Source organism: Enterobacter sp. N5-15 (assembly GCF_057221635.1).
In genome coordinates, this window is record NZ_CM170150.1 from 2,948,547 (window position 1) to 2,964,676 (window position 16,130).

A 16,130-nucleotide genomic window follows, 5' to 3' on the forward strand; every position below is an offset into this window, starting at 1 on the left:
GATGACATCACACGGTTTTTCACTTAAACGCTGCATTCTGGACGCGATTTTTTCCGGGCTGATTGCGCTGATAATCTTCGGCCCCATAGCGGGCGTAGTGCTGGACGGGTACAGCTTTAACTTCGCCGGGCAGCGGCTGGCCTGGATGGTTGGCATCGTCATACTCGGGCGTTTTCTGCTGAGCGCCTTTTTAGGTACCGCCGCGGGCGCTCGTTTCCAGGCGCGCTTCGAAGCCGATAGCGCGGGCGTATATGTCCGGCCACCGGAATACAAAAGCCGCATGCGCTGGATTATTCCTCTGGTGATTACCCTTGCGATTTGCTTTCCGTTTGTCGCCACGAAATATGTGCTGACCGTCGCCATTCTCGGGCTGATCTACGTGCTTCTCGGCCTGGGGCTGAATATCGTCGTGGGTCTGGCCGGCCTGCTGGATCTGGGATATGTCGCGTTCTACGCGATTGGGGCGTACGGTCTGGCGCTGGGATACCAGTATCTCGGCTTAGGCTTCTGGAGCATGCTGCCGCTGGCGGCAATCATGGCCGCCGCCGCAGGCGCTCTGCTCGGTTTCCCGGTACTGCGCATGCACGGTGACTATCTCGCCATCGTCACCCTCGGGTTCGGGGAGATCATTCGCCTGATACTGAACAACTGGCTAACCTTCACCGGCGGACCAAACGGCGTGTCGGCCCCTCCTCCCACCTTTTTCGGCCTGGAATTTGGGCGACGCGCGAAAGAAGGCGGCGTGCCCTTCCACGAATTTTTCCACCTGACCTACAACCCGAACATGAAGTTTATTTTTATCTACGCGGTGCTGTTCCTGGTGGTGATGCTGGTGCTCTATATCAAGCACCGCCTGACGCGGATGCCGATTGGTCGGGCGTGGGAAGCGCTGCGTGAAGACGAAATTGCGTGCCGTTCAATGGGGTTGAATCATGTTCTGGTTAAGCTGTCGGCCTTTACGCTGGGCGCGTCCACCGCAGGCATTGCCGGAGTGTTCTTCGCCACCTACCAGGGGTTCGTGAATCCAACCTCCTTTACCTTTTTTGAATCGGCGCTGATCCTCGCCATTGTGGTGCTGGGCGGTATGGGCTCTACGCTTGGCGTGGTGCTGGCCGCCTTTGTGCTCACGGTAACGCCGGAACTGCTGCGCAGTTTTGCCGAGTACCGCGTCCTGCTGTTTGGCATGCTCATGGTGGTGATGATGATCTGGCGTCCACGCGGTTTGATCCGCATTAACCGCAGCGGGTTTGCCGTGCGTAAGGGCGTCGCGCCATGAACGGAACGATATTACGCGTTGAACATCTGATGATGCACTTTGGCGGGATTAAGGCGCTTAACGACGTCAACCTGGACGTGCAGCGTGGCTCTATTACCGCCCTGATCGGGCCAAACGGAGCGGGAAAAACAACCGTGTTTAACTGCCTGACGGGCTTCTACAGGGCCTCCGGCGGCAACATTTTATTTAATACCCGCACTAAAACGACCAACGTCATTCAGGTTCTCGGACAAAAATTCCAGCCGGGTGACTGGATTAACCCCGCGCAGTTCGGGCAGCGTCTGTTCTACAAAATGTTTGGCGGAACGCATCTGGTCAACCGCGCAGGGCTGGCCCGCACGTTTCAAAATATCCGTCTTTTTCGCGAGATGTCGGTCGTGGAAAACCTGCTGGTCGCGCAGCATATGCGCGTTAACCGCAATCTGCTCGCCGGGATCGTAAATACGCCGGCATACCGGCGGGCGGAAAGCGATGCCCTGGACAGAGCCTTCTACTGGCTGGAAGTAGTGGATCTGGTGGACTGCGCCAATCGCCTCGCTGGAGAGATGTCGTACGGCCAGCAGCGGCGTCTGGAAATCGCGCGGGCAATGTGCACCGGGCCGGAAATGATCTGTCTGGATGAACCCGCCGCCGGGCTGAACCCGGTTGAAACGCACAAGCTGAGCAGCATTATTCGCTTTCTGCGGGATCACCATGACATCACGGTATTACTGATTGAGCATGATATGGGGATGGTGATGGAGATTTCGGACGATATTATCGTGCTCGACCACGGGGATGTTATTGCCAGGGGAAAACCCGAGCAGATCCAGCATGATGAAAAGGTCATTGCCGCCTACCTGGGTACGGATGAAAGCGAGGTCACCCTATGAGCGAACCGCTGCTGGCATTTCGCGAGGTGGACGTGTTTTACGGCGTCATTCAGGCGCTGAAGCAGGTCTCCCTCGAGGTCAATAAGGGTGAAACCGTGGCGCTGATTGGCGCAAACGGCGCGGGTAAATCGACACTGCTGATGTCCATCTTTGGCCAGCCCCGCATCCGCAACGGGCAGATCCTTTTCGGTGGTGAAGATATCAGCCATAAATCCACCCACTACGTCGCGTCCGGCGGCATTGCGCAGGCGCCGGAAGGCAGACGAATCTTCCCGGATATGACCGTTGAAGAGAACCTGCTGATGGGGACCATCCCCATCGGCAGCCAGTTTGCCGCTGAGGATATGCAAACCATGTTCGACCTGTTCCCTCGCCTCAAGGAGCGACGCAAGCAGCGCGCAATGACCATGTCCGGCGGGGAACAGCAGATGCTGGCGATCGCCCGGGCGTTGATGAGCCGTCCGAAGCTGCTGCTGCTGGATGAACCGAGCCTGGGCTTAGCGCCGATAGTGGTGAAACAGATCTTCCAGACGCTGCACGAGCTGGCCCGCAACGGCATGACCATCTTTCTGGTGGAGCAGAATGCGCATCACGCGCTGAAGCTTTCCGATCGCGGGTATGTGATGGTTAACGGGCAGATCCGACTGAGCGGCAGCGGCGAGGAGCTGCTGGGGAATCAGGAGGTGAGGAAGGCGTATTTAGGCGGGGTGTGATTACACAATGTCCATGCACCAACAAACCACCTTTAGTGTGAAGCCACCCTTTTGTGATATCACAATAATGCCTTCCTTGAAAAAGGATAAAATAATTTACTCGCGTAAATCCTTTTTATAGGCAATAAGCATCTTTATGCGATAAAGTAATAAAGTGATATTCTCACATTCTTTACACAGTAAAACTATTAGCTTACAGGTAATTACATGAAGAAATTTATTAAATGGATTTTCTATATCTTTATTGCTTTGATGGTTCTGGGATATATCGTCGGTAAAAACGACAAAACGGAAGCAGGCGCGACTTCGTCTTCTGCATCAGTTACGGATACGCAGAAGTCAGTACCGCAAAAAGAAGTGTTTACGACCTCCGCAAGACAGCTTTTTAAAGCTTATGAAGAGAATGAAGTCGCAACCGATGAAAACATGAAGGGTAAGCTCATCGCAGTCAAGGGTGTTGTTCAGTCCATTGATAAAGATTTTACAGACTCAATTATCATCGGCTTACAAACAGACAACCAGTTCATGCCTGCACGAATGGAGATGGAAAACTCAGAAAAGGCTACCGCTGTAGCATTGAAAAAAGGACAGCAGGTCACTGTGATTTGTAAAAAAATGATCCGCGTAATGGGTGCACCTTCTGGACGAGATTGTTTATTCGCAAAATAACGAATCGGGAGGGTTTCCCTCCCATTCCCTCCCATTCCATTCCATTCCATTCCATTCCATTCTCCCCATCATGATCCTAATCGATACCAGATAGGCTTATATAATCCCCTCACTCCACACACCAATTGCGTTGCATTATCGGGGCAAGATACCAATGTGTAGATGCAATGATGTAATCGGCAAGGTGTACTTGTGAAAAGCTGGAATGATGGAAGAGTGAAATTCAGAAAATAAAAAACCACCTTTCGGTGGTTTACACGACACTGCTTATCATTGATTTTATTCTTTGTTTCCCATGGTAGCCGGAGTGGGACTTGAACCCACACAGCGCGAACGCCGAGGGATTTTAAATCCCTTGTGTCTACCGATTCCACCATCCGGCCAGGGAAGAAAGTGGAGGCGCGTTCCGGAGTCGAACCGGACTAGACGGATTTGCAATCCGCTACATAACCGCTTTGCTAACGCGCCGTAAAACTTTTCAAACTGACACCCGCAACTGCGCATGTCTTTAATCTGGAGCGGGAAACGAGACTCGAACTCGCGACCCCGACCTTGGCAAGGTCGTGCTCTACCAACTGAGCTATTCCCGCATGTCATCAAGTAAACGTCTAACCACTTGATTTCACTATCGTCCGGCTTAGTGTGCCGCCGTTCGATGCGTTGCATTCTACTGATATGACGTTATGAGTCAACGTTATTTTTTGCATCCCCGGATCGTTTGCTGAAAATTACGGCGAAACGATCACTGATCAAGCAAATCCCCGCGCGCAGCGTTCAAATATTGCAGCATAGACCACAGCGTCAGCACTGCCGCCACCCACAGCAGACCAATTCCCGCCCATTCAACCCAGGCGTTTGGACGCCAGAGCATCCAGACCAGCGCTGCCATCTGCGCCGTCGTTTTGACTTTGCCAATCCACGAGACCGCCACGCTGCTGCGTTTCCCCAGCTCCGCCATCCACTCGCGCAGCGCGGAGATGATAATCTCACGGCCGATCATGGTAGCCGCGGGCAGCGTTACCCACCAGGTATGATAGTGCTCGGCCACCAGCACCATGGCGATAGCGACCATCACTTTGTCTGCCACCGGATCGAGGAAGGCACCGAAACGGGTACTTTGATTCCAGCGACGGGCCAGATAGCCATCAAACCAGTCGGTGACCGCCGCGATCAGAAAGAGCAATGCGCAGGCGAAAGGTGCCCAGACGACCGGCAGGTAAAACGCCAGTACAAAGAACGGGATGAGTACAACACGAAAGAGAGTGAGCAACGTAGGGATATTAAATTGCATAATGACGGTAACTGTTTGTTGTCAGTAAAATTTAGCTCTATGTTGCTACAGAGCCCTCAATGTTTCAACGAGTAGTAGATCTTTTCTGCCAGCCCTTGCGAAATACCCGGCACTTTTGCAATTTCTTCCATGCTGGCGTTGAGTAATCCTTGCAATCCGCCCATATATTTCAGCAGCATCTGGCGACGTTTTGGTCCCACGCCTTCAATCGTTTCCAGGCTACTGGTATTTTTCACCTTCGCCCGCTTTTTGCGGTGACCGCTGATGGCGTGATCGTGCGATTCATCGCGAATATGCTGGATGACGTGCAGCGCCGGGGAATCCGGCGGCAGGCTGAAGCCCTCACCTTCCGGCTCGAAGAACAATGTCTCCAGACCAGCCTTACGATCGGCCCCTTTTGCGACGCCCAGCAGCAGCGGATGGTTTTTATCCCAGCTGACATCAAGCGATTCAAATACCGCTTTCGCCTGGCCGAGCTGCCCTTTCCCGCCGTCAATCAGGATCACATCCGGGATTTTGCTCTCTTCTATGGCTTTACCATAGCGACGACGCAGCACCTGATTCATGGCCGCATAGTCATCACCCGGCGTGATCCCGGTGATGTTATAGCGGCGATACTCGGCGCGGAGTGGACCATTCGCATCAAACACCACGCAGGACGCTACCGTCTGTTCCCCCATCGTATGACTGATGTCGAAACACTCCATCCGTTTCACTTCCGGAAGCTTCAGCAGCGTCGCCAGGGCCGTTAAACGCTGGTGCACCGTCGACTGTTGCGACAGCTTAGTGGTGAGCGCCGTCGCCGCGTTGGTTCGCGCCAGCTTCAGATAACGCGCGCGATCGCCGCGCGGTTTGGTTTGAACATTGACCCGACGGCCCGCCAGTTCGGAGAGCGAATCGGCCAGCAGGGTTTTATCGTCAAGATTAAAATCGAGCAGGATCTCAGAAGGCAGCGTGCGCATCTGGCTCCCCTGCAGATAGAACTGGCCGACAAAGGTTTCCACCACTTCACCCAGTTCGGTACCGCCGGGCACTTTCGGGAAATAGCTGCGGCTGCCGAGCACTTTGCCCTGGCGAATAAACAGCACGTGCACGCAGGCCATCCCGGCGTCAAAGGCTACGCCGATGACGTCAAGATCGTCACCGGTATTCGAGACAAACTGTTTCTCAGTGACTCTGCGCACCGCCTGGATTTGGTCGCGGATCCGCGCGGCCTCTTCGAACTGGAGTGCGGCGCTGGCTTTTTCCATCCGCGCGATCAGCTGCGTCAAGACCTGATCGTCTTTTCCGGCCAGGAACAGGCGCACATAATCCACCTGCTGCGCATACTCTTCTTCACTCACCAGCCCGGCCACGCAGGGGCCCAGGCAGCGTCCAATCTGGTACTGCAGGCACGGGCGCGAGCGGTTACGGTAAACGCTGTTCTCACACTGGCGGATCGGGAAGATTTTTTGCAGCAGCGCCAGCGTTTCACGCACGGCATAGCCGTTAGGGAACGGCCCGAAATATTCGCCCTTCGCATGTTTTGCACCGCGGTGCATGGCGAGGCGCGGATGGGTGTCGCCGCTCAGAAAAATAAACGGGTAGGATTTATCATCACGCAACAGAACGTTATAGCGCGGCTGGTAGAGCTTTATATAGTTGTGCTCAAGCAGCAGCGCTTCTGTTTCTGTGTGCGTGACGGTGACATCAATATTCTGAATGAGAGAGACCAGCGCTTCGGTCTTACGGGAGGCCAGATTGCTGCGAAAATAGCTGGAGAGACGTTTTTTAAGATCTTTTGCCTTCCCCACATAGATAACCGTACCGCCAGCGTCATACATGCGATAGACGCCAGGCTGGCTGGTTACGGTTTTCAGAAATGCTTTTGAATCGAACACATCACTCACTGACTTAACAACGTCTCCGCATTACACAAACCGTGCCGGATGGCCAGGTGCGTCAGTTCGACGTCGCCATGAATGTTCAGTTTACTGAACATCCGGTAACGATAGCTGTTCACCGTTTTCGGGCTGAGATTCAGCTGTTCCGAAATCTCATTCACCTTCTGACCTTTGGTGATCATCAGCATAATCTGCAATTCACGCTCGGACAAACTCGCAAACGGTGATTCGGTTTTCTCGGGCTCGATCTGACTCAGCGCCATCTGCTGAGCGATGTCGGAAGCAATGTAACGCTGTCCGGCAAACACGGAACGGATTGCATTGACGACTTCCTGCGGCGCAGCACCTTTACTCAGGTAGCCCGCTGCGCCCGCCTGCATCACTTTCGCGGGCAGTGGGTTTTCGGTATGCACGGTCAGCATGATGACTTTTGTATCAACAAAGGTACGCGCGATTTTGCGTGTTGCTTCAAGACCGCCGATACCGGGCATGTTCATATCCATCAGTACCACATCGGCCGAGTTTGTGCGGCACCATTTTACCGCATCTTCGCCACAGCACGCCTCACCGGCAACTTTAATACCTTTAATATCTTCAAGAATGCGTCGTATCCCTGCGCGCACCAGTTCGTGGTCATCAACAAGAAGGACGTTGATCAAAGGAAATGTCTCCAGAATAGGGATAACGCTACTGAGTGATAATTTGGTTTATATTAACGGTTTTCCTCACAAGATTAAAACGTTAAAAAACCGGCTATTCGATTTCGCTCTCGTTTTTGGAAATTAGGCTGTACAGTCCGTGGAAAGAAAGACCGTGTACACAGGGCTTTTGCAGCTTTTTTTAAGCATCTGTATTCAAAAAGTTACAAAAAACCTGCAGGGTTTCCCTGCAAAAAAACAGATCTCAAATTTTTGTAACAATAATTAACGGCAAGCGAACCGGGCATAAACAATTAATAGCCTTTAAAAGCGGTTCAGTTTACCGGTAGGTTCTGTTTACGCAATTAAACATCCGCGTAAAAGTACGAAAAACAACCGCTGCATTTTTTGCGTCAGCTTGTGGTATACTCCGCCGCCTTGACTTTCGTCGTCGCACTTTAGCGCCGTTTAATAATGAGGAAAATAAATGAGCACACCTGAATTTGCCACTGCTGAGAATAACCAGGAACTGGCACAGGAAGTAAACTGCCTGAAAGCGCTGCTAACGCTGATGCTGCAGGCGATGGGCCAGGCGGACGCCGGTCGTGTGATCATTAAAATGGAAAAACAAATCGCGGAGATGGAAGACCAGGCTGAATCTGCGGTATTTGCTAACACCGTTAAGCAAATCAAACAAGCCTACCGCCAGTAACAAAAAACGGCTGGATGCAGTGCATTCAGCCGTTCGCTCGTCTGTCACGCAGAACGTATTATCTCGTCAGATCAGTCCCGTTGCCGCCGCGTAGCACGCGATCTGGGTTTTGTTAGGCGCGTTGAATTTCTTCTGCATATTTTTCTGATGGAAGTTAACGGTATTCTCGGAGATGGAGAGAATGATCGCTATTTCCGCAGACGTCTTCCCTTCCGCAGTCCATTTCAGAATTTCGCGTTCGCGTTTGCTGAATTTCATTTCGGGTGGCATGACCATCTCATCTTCAAAGCGTATCAGAGAAGTTAAGGCCATTTGCACCAGCATCTGCAGCCGCAGTTCTATTTCCTCACGGGCAAATGCCCCTTCCAGTACACTAGTACGGGAAACCGACAGGAAGCCGAGCGCGTGATTAGGCAGCATCAGGCACTGCGTTATTCCCGCACGTAAACCGTGGTCCTGCGCGCTATGCCATAATTCCTGCGCGTCAGCGAATAATGCGTCGGTCCAGGGTAAATGACCCTGAATGAAATTCTCCGGTTTTAAGACGGGATCAATAGCGAAATAGTTCGCGGATTGATATTGCGCCATCCACTGCTTTGGATAAGTGGTATGCACGGCGATCTTTGGCCGGGTAAATGGCACGGGATGGCGCACGCAGAGCGCGAAATAATCAAATTCAAGCGTCTGAGTTTGTCGCTGAAGTTCCTGATATACCTCGTCGGCACAGGTCAATTCCTGAAACCGGAGGGAGCAATCCCGTCGCCAGGTGAAAAAGTCTGAATCCTTCATACTTACTAAATGAAGCCTCTGAAAAGATAATCATTATTATGGTGAATATAACCTAACACATAAAACTTTTTTCTAACTACAAAATATCGGCAATAGCACAATTAACTTTACTATTGATAAGGTTTATCCGAGCTGGATGGAATAAAAAAACGCAGGGCGGCGTGCGGGGGGAGAATAATTTGCTCCAGGCTAAATTTCTGGAGCAAATTAGTGCAAAAATTCTACTGCATCAGGAATTTTTCAAGGAACTGACGGGTTCGCGGCTGTTGAGGGTTAGCGAACAGGCTTTTCGCCGGCCCCTGCTCCACAATCCGCCCCTGATCCATGAAGATGGCTCTGTCAGCAACATCGCGTGCAAAGCTCATCTCATGCGTTACGATCACCATCGTCCGTTTTTCCTGTGCCAGCTGGCGAATGGTGTTCAGCACCTCACCCACCAGTTCCGGATCGAGCGCAGAGGTCGGTTCATCAAAAAGGATCACGTCCGGGCGCATCGCCAGCGCGCGCGCTATCGCCACGCGCTGCTGTTGCCCTCCCGACAGACGCCGCGGATAGCTGGTCTCTTTCCCCGCCAGCCCAACTTTGGCGAGCAGTTCGCGCGCCCGCGCCGTTGCGTCCTCTTTCGATTCACCTTTTACAATGACCGGCCCTTCAATAATGTTCTCCAGCACCGTACGGTGTGGGAAGAGATTGAAGTTCTGGAAAACGAAGCCGACATGCTGGCGCAGGCGGCGAATCAACCCTTTCTGCTGGCTGATGGATTTTCCGGTATCAATCGTTATATCTCCTACCCGAATAGTGCCGCCTTCAGGCTGTTCAAGCAGGTTAATACTGCGCAGCAGCGTCGTCTTTCCCGAACCGCTCGGTCCGATAATCGCCACGACTTCACCCTGCTCGACTTCAAGATCGATCCCGTGGAGCACCGTTTGACCGTGGAATTTTTTCACCAGGTTTTTGACGTCGATAGCACTCATTTTGGATCACGCTCCTGGCGGTTAAGCTGGTTTTCGAAGTAGTTTTGCAGGGCAGACAGCACCGTCGCCATCACCCAGTAAATCAGCGAGGCGGCCAGATACATGGTAAAGACTTCAAGCGTGCGCGAAGTAATGAGCTGCGCCTGACGGAACAGCTCCGGCACCTGAATCGTTGCCGCCAGGGAAGTATCTTTCACCAGGCTAATGAAGCTATTGCTCAGCGGTGGAAGCGCCACGCGCGCCGCCTGCGGAAGAATGGCCCGGCGCAGCGTCTGCCAGGGGGTCATACCGATACTGGCCGCCGCCTCCCACTGCCCTTTATCAATGGAGGAGATGGCCGCGCGCAGGGTTTCTGAGGTGTACGCCGCGGTATTGAGCGACAGACCAATCATCGCTGCTGGGATCGGATCCAGCTCGATACCAAACTGCGGTAAGCCGTAGTAGATCATAAAGAGCTGGGCGATAAGCGGCGTACCGCGAAACACGGAGATATAAAAACGCGCCAGCCAGCGTACCGGCAGGACGGGTGACATGCGCATTAAGGCCAGCACAAATCCCAGCACCAGCCCGAAGAACATCCCGCCGATACTGAGCTGTAACGTAAATACCGCACCTTTCAGCAGAAAGGGCAGAGAATCAATAACCAGTTGAATACTTTCTTGCATTATTATTTTTCGACCTGATTTTTAGACATGAGGATGGTAGGCAAACAGCGCAGGCGCCCCGCCGGTATGGACAAATAAAATCGGCCCTTCATCCTTAAAGCGTTTCTGCGCAATGCCGTCAATCAGTCCGGCCATCGCTTTGCCGGTATACACCGGATCGAGCAGTATCCCCTCGAGGCGAGCCAGCAGCTTCACCGCTTCCATCCCCTCTTCGTTAGGCGTGCCGTAACCCGGCGCAAAATAGTCATCCCAGAGCAGAATATCGGCCTTTGCCTTCAGCTCCAGCTGCTCGGCTACCGCCTGCTGTAAGGTCACCACTTTTGGCTTCTGATCCGCGACGCTGCGGGATACCGTCACGCCAATCAGCTCGACGTCCGGCAGCAGCTGCTCTAGCCCCACCGCCAGCCCGGCATGCGTGCCCGCACTCCCGGACGCGACAACCACCGAGGAGAGACTCACCGCGCCCTCGCACTGCTGCACGATTTCCAGCGCACTTTCCACATACCCCAGCGCGCCCAGCGCGTTCGAACCGCCGACGGGGATAACGTATGGGCGGAAGCCCTGTGCTTCCAGGCGCGTCGCCAGCTCGTCGAGCTGGGCGGTCGGGTCGGTCAACGCATCCACCATTTCGACCTGCACATTAAACAGGTCCAGCAGCAGGCGGTTACCGTTGGTCAGATAGTTTTCTGCCCGCGTGCCAATCGGGTTTTCCAGCAATGCCACGCAGTGGAGTCCGAGCTTTGCCGCCACTGCCGCCGTCTGACGGACGTGGTTGGACTGGATAGCCCCGGCAGTAATGAGCGTATCCGCGCCTTCGCGCAGGGCGTCCGCCGCCAGAAACTCCAGCTTGCGCAGCTTATTGCCCCCCATCGCCATCGGCGTCACGTCATCACGCTTAATAAAAATATCGCGCCCTAAATAATCAGAAAATCGCGGCAGGTACTCCAGCGGCGTCGGCGCGCCGATAAACTCCAGGCGGGGAAAGCGCGTTAAATTCTGTAGTGACATGGGTTCTCCGGTAACTCTGACAAAAAGTGATATTTTTCATTATGCACGCAGACGCGAAAGAAATAAAAAAGGCGCTTTTAAAAGCGCCTTTTTTTACGTCAGAAACTTATTTCGTGACGTCTGCACCGAACCACTTCTCGGAGAGCGCTTTCAGGCTTCCGTCTTTTTGCATGTCAGCAATCGCGGAATCAATCGCTTTGACCAGGTCTTCGTTACCTTTACGAACGGCCACGCCGGATTCCTGACGAGAGAACGCATCACCCGCTACGGCCAGGGTATTGTTGGTTTTCTTCACCAGATCCAGCGCTGCCAGACGGTCAACCAGAATGGCGTCGATACGGCCCACGCGCAGATCCTGATATTTCGTCGGGTCATCATCATAGGTGCGGATATCCACACCCTGCACGTTCTGGCGCAGCCACTCTTCGTAGTTGGTCCCCAGACCGACACCGACTTTCTTCCCTTTCAGGTCCGCGGCAGTTTTAATCCCGCCTTCGTTGCCTTTCTTCACCAGCGCCTGAATACCGGACACGGTGTACGGCGTAGAGAAGTCATACTTCTTCTTACGCTCGTCAGAAATGGTCACCTGATTAATCACCACATCAATACGTTTGGAATCCAGCGACGCCAGCATACCGTCCCATTTGGTCGGTTTCAGCGACGCTTTAACGCCGAGGTGCTTCGCCAGCTCTTCAGCAAACTCCACTTCAAAACCGGTCAGCTTACCGTCGTCGCCCTGGAAGCTGAACGGAGGATAGGTTCCTTCCAGCCCGACCAGCAGCGTACCGCGCTCTTTTACTTTATTCAGCAGGTTTTCTGCGGCGAACGTTTTCACGCTCATGCCCGCAACCAGCGCAACGGCCATAACACCCATCAGCGCCTGACGACCCAGAAGTGCAAATTTCATAAATACCCCGATATAGTGGAATTTTTACGTAGTGTAGAGAAATCGCCTGCAACGTCAAAGGCGACTGCGCTACATCTTATTCTTTTTTAATATATATCAGAAGTTGTTCCGGCGTGGGCTTTCTGCTTTATGGCTCCCGGCATTTGTACCTTGTATTGCGCATATTTGCGCAGCGCAATTCGGTAGTTGTTGGTGCTGGTCGCAGGCAGCCACGGCTCCAGATTTTCATCCAGATAACCGGTTGTCAGCAGATCGCGAGAAATATTGTTTACGGTCAGATGTTGCCCAAGGCGACGCAGGCGAACCACATATTCGCGAACGGTGCCGTGGCTCATCTCCGTTTGTTCAAACAGGAATTGCTTGAAGCCGATAATGTCGAAGAAGTCGCTTTGCTCTTTGCAGTGGAGATCCCCACAGAAACGGCAAAGCGCCACCCACTCTTTTTGCTCTTCGAGCCATGCTGATTCGTCCATCAACGTGTCGAGACGCGAAATCGCAATCTTATTGACGATTTCGCCCCGGCGAACCAGCGTGATACGATCGAGTAACTTGTTACAGTGGGCGCAATGCGTCTGGCTGTGTTTAAAGTCTTTCAGGTAGCGGCTTAAAGGCCGTCTTTTAGATTGCTGCACCGTCATGATAACTCCTGGTTGTCAATACGTTGTGCGGCATTTTTCAGGTGAATCAATCACCTATAACTTACCCAGTTTGGTTCGTAAGCGTTTAATGGCCTGGCTGTGCAGCTGGCTCACCCGCGACTCTCCCACCTCCAGAACAGCGCCAATCTCTTTGAGGTTAAGCTCTTCCTGGTAATAAAGGGTCAATACCAGCTGTTCGCGTTCAGGCAGAGCTTCAATAGCCTCCATGACGCGCTGGCGTAAATTCCCTTCCATTAAATGGTGTAACGGGTTTTCTTGCTGGTGCTCATCCGTCACCAGCTCGATGCTATCGCCATGCTCTTCGCGCCACTCGTCATAAGAGAAGAGTTGGCTATTATTGGTATCGAGCAACATCTGACGATACTCTTCAACAGCAATGCCAAGACGTTCCGCCACTTCGGTTTCCGTTGCGTTACGTCCCAGTTCCTGTTCCAGCTGCCCCATCGCATGCGCCACTTCGCGCGCGTTGCGGCGAACACTGCGCGGCACCCAGTCACGGCTGCGCAGCTCGTCCAGCATCGCACCACGAATACGCTGAACTGCGTAAGTCGTAAATGCCGTTCCTTGCAGAGCGTCGTATCGGTCAACTGCATTCAATAACCCGATACCGCCCGCCTGTAGCAGATCGTCGAGTTCCACGCTCGCCGGCAAGCGCACCTGGAGGCGCAATGCTTCGTGACGCACCAGCGGGACATAACGCTGCCACAGCGAGTGTTTATCCATTACACCTTCAGCGGTATAGAGTGAATTCACGATAAACAGCCCTGCGTTAGTTGAGTTATCGGCATGATTATCCGATTCTGCAGGGCGTTCAATTGGATGAAAAAGGGGGATAAAGTGAGGTTATTCTGAGGTTGCCCACAACAGGGGCAACTTTTCTGCCTAAATTAACAGTTGTAACAATGAAAGATCGTCGCCGAGTTTGACGCTATCTATATGTTGATGAAAGAGCTTTCCCGCTTCCTGATTATGCTGGCTAAGGGAGTGGAAGCTGTAAATAACATCAATGATATTATCTTGTTCAATTTTTCCCGCCACGAGTGCCTGACCGGCAAGTAACGTTTTAAGGAAATAAAACTCCGCGACGATTAAATAAAGATTATTCAACATGCTGCGGCCATTGTTCTGCGGGAAGCCCTGCTCCCACAGTTTGTATTTAAAAAAGTTCTTAAATAAATGGTCATTGGTCGCCAGGTAACTGCCCGCCACATCGCGCCAGACGGACTCGATATTCTCCATGACCTTCTCTGCCGGCACGGTGTCACCAGCAGACTCAAAGTGTTGATAAAGCTGAGTAAAATAACGGTTTAATACCGCACCGCCGCGGGCTGTCGCTTTCTTCGTAAAGTAGCTCTGGATGAGCGAAATTAACGCGAATTTCAGGCTGTAGTTCTGATTAAATCCGCCTAATTCCGTTTTGATTTTACCGCTCACCAGTTCGTTAACCAGCGAGAAATAGACCGTTTCGAGCGTGCCGATATTCTCTTCGAGGTTTTCGAGCTTTTCAGCCACCATGAGGAATTTCACCACGGCGTAAACCTGTTCTTCAACGCTGACCGCCTCAACGCTGAAAATATTCTGGCAGAAGAGATTGATGACCTTTGCCTTCAAATCAATCATCGGCGCATTATTGACGTCCTGCTGGACGCTGATGGATTCCATCATCGACATAGACTCCCGATCGTTCAACAGAAGTCGGGTCACTTCCGGACACGAGAGGTTCAGCGATTTTTCGATTTCATTTTTATAGACCCGGTTTGTCCGTGGAAACGACGAACAGGTTGGGCTTAAGGCCTGGGCACCCATGGCGCTATGAATAGAACAGAGTTTTTCCGTATCCATAAACGGGCAGTTTTTACTTTCCGTATGGAAAATCACTTCGCCCCAGTTGCCATACTGTTTTTTGGTGACTTTTATCGCCGTTTTCGCCGTATGACGAATGGCGGCATTTTTACTGTTCAGATAGCGATTAACGGAGGATTTATCAAACGCGATGGTCCAGCCCTGACAACAATGTTCACGGCATTCCCCACCGACACATGAAAAATCTGCGACCAGCTTTGGTTGAGTGACACTGATTTGTTTCACAGGCGGATTCTCAAATAGCAGAGATAAAAAAACCCCGCCGAAGCGGGGTTTCACGCGTAAAATTAACGCAGCAGAGACAGAACGGTCTGTGGAACCTGGTTTGCCTGAGACAGAACAGAAGTACCAGCCTGCTGCAGGATCTGCGCGCGGGACATGTTGGAAACTTCAGTTGCGTAGTCAGCGTCCTGGATACGGGACTGAGCAGCAGACAGGTTGTTAGAGGTGTTGTTCAGGTTGTTGATTGCAGAAGTGAAACGGTTCTGCACAGCACCCAGACCAGAACGTGCTTTATCAACGGTAGCGATAGCTTTGTCGATGGTGTTCAGGTCGGTAGCGGTCATTGCTTTCAGGTCGATAGCGTTCACGCCCAGAGTAGTAGAGTCAGCTTTAGCGCCGCTCAGATCCAGGTTGATGGTGTCGCCGTCGTTAACGCCAACCTGAATTTTAACCACACCAGCAGTACCTGCAGTGCCGTCCAGCAGTTTGATGCCGTTGAAGTCAGTTTTGCCCGCAACGCGGTCGATTTCAGCCAGACGAGCGGTAACTTCATCCTGCAGAGAAGCCAGGTCAGATGCGCTGTTGGTGCCGTTGCTTGCCTGAACAGCCAGTTCACGAACACGCTGCAAGTTGTTGTTGATTTCGTTCAGAGAACCTTCAGCAGTCTGCGCCATGGAGATACCGTCGTTGGCGTTACGTGCTGCCTGAGTCATCCCTTTGATCTGAGCGGTCATGCGGTTTGCAATCGCCTGGCCAGCAGCATCGTCTTTCGCGCTGTTAATACGCAGACCGGAAGACAGACGCTCGATAGCAGTGCCCAGAGAAGACTGAGATTTGTTCAGGTTGTTCTGAGTGGTCAGGGACAACAGGTTAGTATTGATAACTGCCATAATTTTGTTTCCTTCAAAAATTGGGTTTTAGGTCCGGTGCCTAACACTCACAGCGTCTCTCACCGTCAACAAGGTTATCGACGGGTCCCCAAAAGACTT

At 52.5% G+C, this 16,130-nt stretch carries 17 protein-coding genes, 3 tRNA genes and 1 pseudogene; 6 read left to right on the plus strand and 15 right to left on the minus strand.

All coding sequences use genetic code 11. The annotated features are described in order from the left end of the window. Position 1: 1 nt before the first annotated feature. The 4 genes from livM to AC2TE5_RS14045 all read left to right on the plus strand — a co-directional run bounded on the left by livM (position 2) and on the right by AC2TE5_RS14045 (position 3,530). On the plus strand, positions 2-1,276 hold the full coding sequence (gene livM, locus AC2TE5_RS14030) for a high-affinity branched-chain amino acid ABC transporter permease LivM (RefSeq protein WP_484613344.1): 1,275 nt from the start codon (positions 2-4) through the stop codon (positions 1,274-1,276). Beyond that, positions 1,273-2,148, plus strand: a complete 876-nt coding sequence (locus AC2TE5_RS14035) for an ATP-binding cassette domain-containing protein (RefSeq protein WP_484611843.1) — start codon at positions 1,273-1,275, stop codon at positions 2,146-2,148. Before livM ends, AC2TE5_RS14035 begins: the two co-directional genes overlap by 4 nt. Continuing rightward, positions 2,145-2,861 (plus strand): ABC transporter ATP-binding protein, encoded by a 717-nt coding sequence (locus tag AC2TE5_RS14040; protein ID WP_484611844.1) that lies wholly within the window; start codon positions 2,145-2,147, stop codon positions 2,859-2,861. Before AC2TE5_RS14035 ends, AC2TE5_RS14040 begins: the two co-directional genes overlap by 4 nt. Before the next feature lie 207 nt (positions 2,862-3,068). Beyond that, complete coding sequence (locus AC2TE5_RS14045) at positions 3,069-3,530, plus strand: OB-fold protein (RefSeq protein ID WP_045143126.1); 462 nt, start codon at positions 3,069-3,071, stop codon at positions 3,528-3,530. Between the two features lie 296 nt (positions 3,531-3,826). Here AC2TE5_RS14045 and AC2TE5_RS14050 read toward each other — a convergent pair. From AC2TE5_RS14050 to uvrY, 6 genes are all read right to left on the minus strand, one after another. Then, positions 3,827-3,913 (minus strand) — tRNA-Leu (locus AC2TE5_RS14050). 11 nt (positions 3,914-3,924) lie between these two features. Further along, positions 3,925-3,998, minus strand: a tRNA-Cys gene (locus AC2TE5_RS14055). Positions 3,999-4,044: 46 nt separating this feature from the next. After that, positions 4,045-4,120 (minus strand) — tRNA-Gly (locus AC2TE5_RS14060). A 152-nt stretch (positions 4,121-4,272) separates the two neighbouring features. Beyond that, positions 4,273-4,821 (minus strand): CDP-diacylglycerol--glycerol-3-phosphate 3-phosphatidyltransferase, encoded by a 549-nt coding sequence (pgsA, locus tag AC2TE5_RS14065; protein WP_023312285.1) that lies wholly within the window; start codon positions 4,819-4,821, stop codon positions 4,273-4,275. A 56-nt stretch (positions 4,822-4,877) separates the two neighbouring features. Next, positions 4,878-6,710: an excinuclease ABC subunit UvrC gene (gene uvrC / locus AC2TE5_RS14070; RefSeq protein WP_484611845.1), complete on the minus strand. Its 1,833-nt coding sequence runs from the start codon at positions 6,708-6,710 to the stop codon at positions 4,878-4,880. Further along, complete coding sequence (gene uvrY, locus AC2TE5_RS14075; protein ID WP_013096026.1) at positions 6,707-7,363, minus strand: UvrY/SirA/GacA family response regulator transcription factor; 657 nt, start codon at positions 7,361-7,363, stop codon at positions 6,707-6,709. The genes uvrC and uvrY overlap by 4 nt, the downstream gene beginning before the upstream one ends. A 372-nt stretch (positions 7,364-7,735) precedes the next feature. Here uvrY and AC2TE5_RS14080 point away from each other — a divergent pair. Both AC2TE5_RS14080 and AC2TE5_RS14085 read left to right on the plus strand, forming a co-directional pair. Continuing rightward, positions 7,736-7,804: pseudogene (locus tag AC2TE5_RS14080) on the plus strand (hypothetical protein); the annotation flags it as partial. Positions 7,805-7,829: 25 nt separating this feature from the next. After that, the gene (locus tag AC2TE5_RS14085) at positions 7,830-8,054 is read left to right on the plus strand and encodes a DUF2594 family protein (RefSeq protein ID WP_008500345.1); all 225 of its coding nucleotides are present in this window, start codon (positions 7,830-7,832) and stop codon (positions 8,052-8,054) included. Positions 8,055-8,120: 66 nt separating this feature from the next. Here AC2TE5_RS14085 and sdiA read toward each other — a convergent pair whose 3' ends face one another. The 9 genes from sdiA to AC2TE5_RS14130 form a co-directional block, all read right to left on the minus strand. Continuing rightward, positions 8,121-8,843 (minus strand): quorum-sensing transcriptional regulator SdiA, encoded by a 723-nt coding sequence (gene sdiA, locus AC2TE5_RS14090; protein WP_213327895.1) that lies wholly within the window; start codon positions 8,841-8,843, stop codon positions 8,121-8,123. A 221-nt stretch (positions 8,844-9,064) separates the two neighbouring features. Next, positions 9,065-9,817 carry an L-cystine ABC transporter ATP-binding protein TcyN gene (gene tcyN, locus AC2TE5_RS14095; RefSeq protein ID WP_032658641.1) on the minus strand — a complete coding sequence of 251 codons (753 nt, stop codon included), beginning with the start codon at positions 9,815-9,817 and terminating at the stop codon, positions 9,065-9,067. Beyond that, positions 9,814-10,482 (minus strand): cystine ABC transporter permease, encoded by a 669-nt coding sequence (gene tcyL, locus AC2TE5_RS14100; protein ID WP_063143665.1) that lies wholly within the window; start codon positions 10,480-10,482, stop codon positions 9,814-9,816. The genes tcyN and tcyL overlap by 4 nt, the downstream gene beginning before the upstream one ends. A gap of 21 nt (positions 10,483-10,503) precedes the next feature. Further along, positions 10,504-11,490, minus strand: a complete 987-nt coding sequence (dcyD, locus tag AC2TE5_RS14105) for a D-cysteine desulfhydrase (RefSeq protein ID WP_484611846.1) — start codon at positions 11,488-11,490, stop codon at positions 10,504-10,506. 106 nt (positions 11,491-11,596) lie between these two features. After that, on the minus strand, positions 11,597-12,397 hold the full coding sequence (gene tcyJ, locus AC2TE5_RS14110) for a cystine ABC transporter substrate-binding protein (protein WP_023336163.1): 801 nt from the start codon (positions 12,395-12,397) through the stop codon (positions 11,597-11,599). A gap of 86 nt (positions 12,398-12,483) precedes the next feature. Continuing rightward, positions 12,484-13,035, minus strand: coding sequence for a flagella biosynthesis regulatory protein FliZ (gene fliZ, locus AC2TE5_RS14115; RefSeq protein ID WP_213327897.1), 552 nt, complete (start codon positions 13,033-13,035; stop codon positions 12,484-12,486). 54 nt (positions 13,036-13,089) lie between these two features. After that, entirely contained in the window at positions 13,090-13,809 is a 720-nt protein-coding gene (locus AC2TE5_RS14120) for an RNA polymerase sigma factor FliA (RefSeq protein ID WP_014170714.1), read from the minus strand. Between the two features lie 129 nt (positions 13,810-13,938). Further along, the gene (fliB, locus tag AC2TE5_RS14125) at positions 13,939-15,144 is read right to left on the minus strand and encodes a flagellin lysine-N-methylase (RefSeq protein WP_484611847.1); all 1,206 of its coding nucleotides are present in this window, start codon (positions 15,142-15,144) and stop codon (positions 13,939-13,941) included. A 62-nt stretch (positions 15,145-15,206) separates the two neighbouring features. After that, the gene (locus AC2TE5_RS14130; protein ID WP_023312294.1) at positions 15,207-16,031 is read right to left on the minus strand and encodes a flagellin N-terminal helical domain-containing protein; all 825 of its coding nucleotides are present in this window, start codon (positions 16,029-16,031) and stop codon (positions 15,207-15,209) included. Between the last annotated feature and the right edge of the window lie 99 nt (positions 16,032-16,130).